General features: G+C 73.4%; 5 protein-coding genes. 3 read left to right on the forward strand and 2 right to left on the reverse strand.

Translation table 11 applies throughout. The features are described from left to right. The first annotated feature begins 262 nt into the window (after positions 1-262). The 3 genes from ACFXHB_RS27585 (at position 263) to ACFXHB_RS27595 (ending at position 2,961) form a co-directional block, all read left to right on the forward strand. Positions 263-523, forward strand: a complete 261-nt coding sequence (locus ACFXHB_RS27585) for a co-chaperone GroES (RefSeq protein WP_380577348.1) — start codon at positions 263-265, stop codon at positions 521-523. Positions 524-532: 9 nt separating this feature from the next. After that, positions 533-1,978 carry an NADP-dependent phosphogluconate dehydrogenase gene (gene gndA / locus ACFXHB_RS27590; protein WP_380577349.1) on the forward strand — a complete coding sequence of 482 codons (1,446 nt, stop codon included), beginning with the start codon at positions 533-535 and terminating at the stop codon, positions 1,976-1,978. A 179-nt stretch (positions 1,979-2,157) separates the two neighbouring features. Next, on the forward strand, positions 2,158-2,961 hold the full coding sequence (locus ACFXHB_RS27595; protein ID WP_380577350.1) for a methyltransferase domain-containing protein: 804 nt from the start codon (positions 2,158-2,160) through the stop codon (positions 2,959-2,961). Between the two features lie 33 nt (positions 2,962-2,994). On the opposite strand, the gene ACFXHB_RS27600 is transcribed toward ACFXHB_RS27595, so the two are convergent. Next, positions 2,995-3,861, reverse strand: a complete 867-nt coding sequence (locus ACFXHB_RS27600) for an SAM-dependent methyltransferase (protein WP_380577351.1) — start codon at positions 3,859-3,861, stop codon at positions 2,995-2,997. 121 nt (positions 3,862-3,982) lie between these two features. Next, a complete protein-coding gene (locus ACFXHB_RS27605; protein WP_380577352.1) occupies positions 3,983-5,104 on the reverse strand; it encodes a polyprenyl synthetase family protein in 1,122 nt (373 codons plus the stop codon). Positions 5,105-5,772: the final 668 nt, after the last annotated feature.

Below are 5,772 nucleotides of genomic sequence, written 5' to 3' on the forward strand. Positions count from 1 at the left end.
CGGGGGGTGTCGGTGGAGGTGGCGCTGCTCACCGGGGCCGGGCCGCCCGCCGCCCGCGGCGTCGAGATCGGGGCGGCACCCGGCCCCGGGGGGGGGGGGGGGCCGCGGGGCGGCCCGACGCCATGAGGCCGAAGGGCCGCGGTCCTACCGTGCAGGATCCGGGAACCCCGGCAGAATCGAAGGGGACCGCCCCGGCCCGCGCCGACCGGTTCCGCCGGTCCTCCTGTTCGCACCCGTCCCACCCAGTTCAGAGGAGCACCTCATGCCCGACTTCCACCCGGAACACGATCGCCTGGTCGTCAGGCCCCTCGGGGAACCCGCCGCGGACGCCGACACCCGCACGGGCGAGGTGGTGGCGGTGGGACCAGGCCGCCCCCTGGAGAGCGGCAAACCGCACCCGGTGGACGTCAAGGTCGGCGACCGGATCGTCTTCGCGACGTTCTCCGGCTCGGTGATCGAGGTCGAGGGGGAGACGTACCTGGAGGTCCCCGAGGACGAGATCCTCTCGCTGTCCGCCGAGTAGGAGAGCCTGATGACCGAGCAGCCGAAGGCCCGGATCGGCGTCACCGGACTGGCCGTGATGGGCCGCAACCTGGCCAGGAACTTCGCCCGCCACGGCTACCGGGTGGCCGTGCACAACCGCACGCGGGCCAGGACCGACGCCCTGCTGGAGGAGTTCGGCCACGAGGGCGCGTTCGTCCCGGCCGAGTCGCCGGAGGCGTTCGTCGCGGCCGTCGAACGCCCACGCATGATCGTCATCATGGTCAAGGCGGGTGATCCGACCGACGCGGTCATCGACGAGCTCGTCCCGCTGCTCGACGAGGGCGACGTGCTGGTGGACGGCGGCAACGCCCACTTCCTCGACACCCGACGGCGGGAGGCCGCCCTGCGCGGGCGCGGGCTGCACTTCGTCGGCAGCGGTATCTCCGGCGGTGAGCAGGGCGCGCTGGAAGGTCCCAGCATCATGCCGGGCGGCACGGCCGAGGCGTACCGGTTGCTGGGGCCGCTGCTGGAGGACATCGCGGCCCGGGTCGACGGCAGGCCCTGCTGCACGCACGTCGGACCGGACGGTGCCGGCCACTTCGTCAAGATGGTCCACAACGGCATCGAGTACGCGGACATGCAGCTGATCGCCGAGGCGTACGACCTGCTGCGCCACGCCGCGGGCATGCGGCCGGACCGGATCGCCGAGGTGTTCCGCACCTGGAACGGCGGGCGGCTGGAGTCCTACCTGATCGAGATCACCGCGGACATCCTCGCCCGCACCGACCCGGAGACCGGCCGGCCCTTCGTCGACATCGTGCTGGACCGGGCCGAGCAGAAGGGCACCGGGCGCTGGACGGTCCAGACCGCCCTGGAACTCGGCGTCCCCGTCGGCGGCATCGCGGAGGCGGTCTTCGCCCGCTCGCTGTCCGGCAGCGCCCCCCTGCGCGAGGCGGGCCGCGGCCTGCCGGGACCGACCGAGACCTGGCTCGACAGCGCCGCCTCCGACCGCTTCGCCGAGGACGTCGAGCAGGCCCTGTACGCCTCCAAGATGGTCGCCTACGCGCAGGGCTTCCACCAGATCCAGGCGGGCAGCGCCGAGTACTCCTGGCGGATCGACCCCGGCGCGATGGCCGCGATCTGGCGCGGTGGGTGCATCATCAGGGCCCGGTTCCTCGACCGGATCAAGGCCGCGTACGACTCGGACGGCGCGCTGCCCACCCTGCTGACCGACGCCCACTTCGCGCAGGCGCTCGGGTCCGCGCAGTCGGCCTGGCGGCGGGTGGTCTCGACGGCCGCGCAGCTGGGCGTGCCGGCACCCGGCTTCGCGACCGCGCTCGCGTACTACGACGGCCTGCGGGCGGAGCGGCTGCCGGCCGCCCTGATCCAGGGGCAGCGGGACTTCTTCGGCGCGCACACCTACCGGCGGGTCGACCGCGACGGGGTCTTCCACACCCGCTGGGAGGAGGCGGACCGCCCGGAGGAGGAGCGCTGACCGACCGGGCGGCGGGACACGAGCCACGGCGCCACCGCGGGCGAACCCGGTGGCGCCGTGGCACGCGGGCCCGCCGGTCGTCCGCGCGACACCGGCGGCCACGGCCCGACGGAGGAGGCCCGGTCGACCGCCAGGACCGCCTCACCGGCCCGGCGGTCCTCCGATGCCAGAATCGCCCCATGAGCGAGCACGACACGGACCGCGGTTACCTGCTGGACAACCGGCAGGCGCAGGCTGGCACCCGCTTCGGCGCCCTCGCCGAGCTGTTCGACCCGGTGACGTTCCGGCACGTCGACCGGCTCGGCATCGGCGCCGGCATGCGCTGCTGGGAGGTCGGCGCCGGCGGACCCTCCGTCCCCCTCGGGCTGGCGGAGCGCGTCGGCCCGACGGGCGGGGTGGTCGCCACCGACATCGACATCGCCTGGACCAGGGACATCGCGGGCGGCCCGATCGAGGTGCTGGTCCACGACGTGGCGGCCGATCCGCCGCCACCCGGCGAGTTCGACCTGGTGCACGCCCGGCTGGTCCTGGTCCACGTCGCCGACCGCGCCGAGGCCCTGCGCCGGATGGTCCGGGCGCTGCGCCCCGGCGGCCGGCTGCTCCTGGAGGACGCCGACCCCGCGTTGCAGCCGCTGCTCTGCCCGGACGAGTCCGGCCCCGAACAGCGGCTCGCCAACCGGCTGCGCACGGGCTTCCGCACCCTGATGGCGGCGCGGGGCGCGGACCTCGCGTACGGGCGGACCCTGCCCAGGGCGCTGCGCGAAGCCGGTCTGGACGACGTGCGGGCCGACGCGTACTTCCCGATCACCTCACCGGCGTGCGTGGTGCTGGAGGACGCGACGGTGCGGCAGATCCGTCACCGCCTGGTCGGGGAGGGGCTCGCCACCGACGAGGAGATCGACCGTCACCTGGCGAACGTCGCCACCGGGCGGCTCGACCTCGCCACCGCTCCGCTGATCTCCGCGTGGGGACGCCGTCCGTGACCCCGTCCGTGACCCCGGCCGACCGACCGCCGGTCAGGGGCACCCGCCCGCCTTCCGGGAGGCGACGCGCATGTAGTTGATGCGGTTGGTGCGGTAGCCCGTCAGGTAGGGCTGTTCGATGCCGGTGGCGAGTTCCGAGTGTGTGCGCAGCTCCCAGTAGGGGGTGGCGAGTTCGGTGAGGTCGTCGACCTGGTAGGGGTACAGGCCGTGGTCGCGCAGTGCGGTGAGGTACTCGTCGCGGGTGTGGGTCAGTGACCGGTAGTGCGCGTCGATCCGCGCGGCTTCCGGTGGTGTGGTGCCGTGGGCGTCGTTGACGCACCAGGTGGTGAGGACGTAGCGGCCCAATGGCTTGAGGACGCGGGCGAACTCGGTGAACGCCTCGTCGAGGTCGACGTACATCGTGGTCTCGTTGGTGACGACGACGTCGAACGTGGCATCGGCGAATCCGGTGCTGACCATGTTCGTGTCGTGGAAGCGCACGTGGTCGGCCACGCCCAGGGAGGCGGCCGCCTCGCGGGCGAAGGCGTTCTGGTAGGTGGAGAAGTTCACCGCGTCGACCTCGCAGCCGTACCGCTGGTGGAGCAGGAGGCTGGTGCCGCCGCGGCCCGAGCCGGCGTCGAGGATCCGGCTCGCCGGCGGCAGCTCGCCCAGCGCGGTGCTGAACGCCGTCACCTGCTCGGTCTCCAGCCGGTGGAGCTCGGAGCGGACGCGCTTCTCACGGAGCTCGGGGTGGCTCTCCGCCAGCACGGTGCGGTCGAAGTCGGTGATGGCGAAGTGGTGGTGGTAGAAGCCGTCCTCGTGCCCGAGGTCGAGGTTGAGGGGGTCGGCGCGCTTGTTGTCGTAGTACTGGAAGGCGGCCTGCTCGAAATCGTTGCGCACGTCAGGGTGCTTGGTTGCCATGTCCGGGCTCCTCACGGGTGGAAGGGGTACGGGGTCTGTCGCGACGGGACGCTCGGGACGCTCGGGTCCGAGGGTCCTGGGGCAGGGGACGTGGAGGGGGACGGGCCGAGGCGACCGTGGTTCATGCCGCCCGTTGGACGACCTGGGCGGCGAGACGGCGCAGGGCGTCGGCGACCGGTGCTTCGAAGGGCGCGTCGTCCATTGCGGTCAGGACCTGTTCGTACCTGTCGGTGATCATGCGCTCGACGGTGTGACGGGCCCCGGTGGCCTCGATGACGCGACGTGCCTCGTCGGCCTGGTCCTGGGTGAGGGTGGAGCAGCCGAGGTACCGGTGGAGCAGGTCCCGCTGCGCCCGGGTGGCCCGGTCGAAGGCGACGGTGATCAGGACGGTGGCCGTGCCCTCGCGCAGATCGTCCAGGACCGGCTTGCCGGTCCGCTCCGGGGCGCCGAACACGCCCAGCAGGTCGTCGCGCAGCTGGTACGCCTCCCCGAGCGGGGCCGCGTAGGCGGACAGGGCGTCCATGAGGGCCTGGTCGGCACCGGCCAGGGCGGCCCCCATCTGCAGGGGGGCTTCGACGGTGTACTTGACGGCCTTGTGGCGGATGACCGACAGCGCCGACTCCACGTCGGCGTGCAGGTGCGTGGCGGCGTCCAGGTCGAGGTACTGGCCCAGGATCGCGTCGAACCGCATCGTCGTCAGCAGTGGCTCCACCCGGCCCAGTTGGGCCTGGGTGGGGTGGCCGAGGCGGAACAGCTCGTCGGACCAGAGGAGGGCGAGGTCGCCGATGAGAATGGCGGCGCCCTCGCCGAAGCGCGCCGCCGCGGCCGCTCGACGCGTCCGGTCGGCCGCGGGGATCCGGCGTTCGCTCCGCGCGGTCTGGGTCTGGTGGACGGTGGGGCGTCCGCGGCGGGTGACGGAGCGGTCCATGACGTCGTCCTGGATGAGGGCGAAGGCGTGGAAGAGCTCCAGCGAGGCCGCCAGGTGAAGCGTCGTGTCCCGGTCGCCGGTGGCGCCGGCTGCGTGCCAGCCGGTCAGCGCGAGGATCGGCCGGATGCGTTTGCCCCCGGCCTCCAGCAACTCCTGGATCGGGTCCGCGAGGTTCGGCAGACGACCACCCGCGGTCGTCGATTCGGCCTTGCGCGCGAGGAAGGTGCGCAGGAGTTCCTCGACCTCCACCGCGAATCGTCGCGGATCCGGGAAGGCACTCGGCTCACAGGCCGAGGCCGGGAGGGGCAGGGTCATGACGTGTGGGTCTCCTGTCGAGGTTGAGGGGGCGTTCCGGCACCGCGTCGACCGCGCGGCGGTTTCGGCGCTCGGCGACGGTCCCGGCGCACGCGATCCACGGCCGCGGGGGTCCGAGGGTTCGTGGACACGAGGGCCGTGCGGGTCGGCCGGTGGGGGGAGCATCCGCGGTGACAGCCGCGTCCCCGTCGCGCACCGCGGCCCGGGTCCGGATCCGTCGGTGTGCTCCCTCATCAAGTACCTGCTGTGCCCGGGACGGCAACGGCCGCGCCGTGGTCCATGCGTGCGCGTGTTGAACGGACGGCTCGGCCGATGAGGTCGGGGACATCGCTTTCACGGCCCCGCCCCTGTCCCGCCCCTGTCACCGGGGGCGGTCGAGGCCCGGCCCGACCGTGGGTCGTGGAGGGGCGGAGCGGGGCGTCGGCACAGGAGGCCACCGCCGTCGGCCCTTTGAAGCACCGACTGCGCCCGGGGCGCGGACCGGTGCGTTCAACACGCGCACGTACCGCCCGCCACGGGCCTGTTGCCGGAGTCCCACGACGGGTGTCTCCTGTGGCAGAACACCTCGTCCGCGCACCGGCAGCCGTCGGGTCGCGCGCCGGCCGCGGTGGGGGCGGACCGACAGCAGGCGGGGCGGGATGCGAAGGGGGGCCATTACCCCGGCGGGC

The sequence above is a fragment of the Kitasatospora sp. NPDC059327 genome, from assembly GCF_042752535.1.
Classification (GTDB): Bacteria; Actinomycetota; Actinomycetes; order Streptomycetales; family Streptomycetaceae; genus Kitasatospora.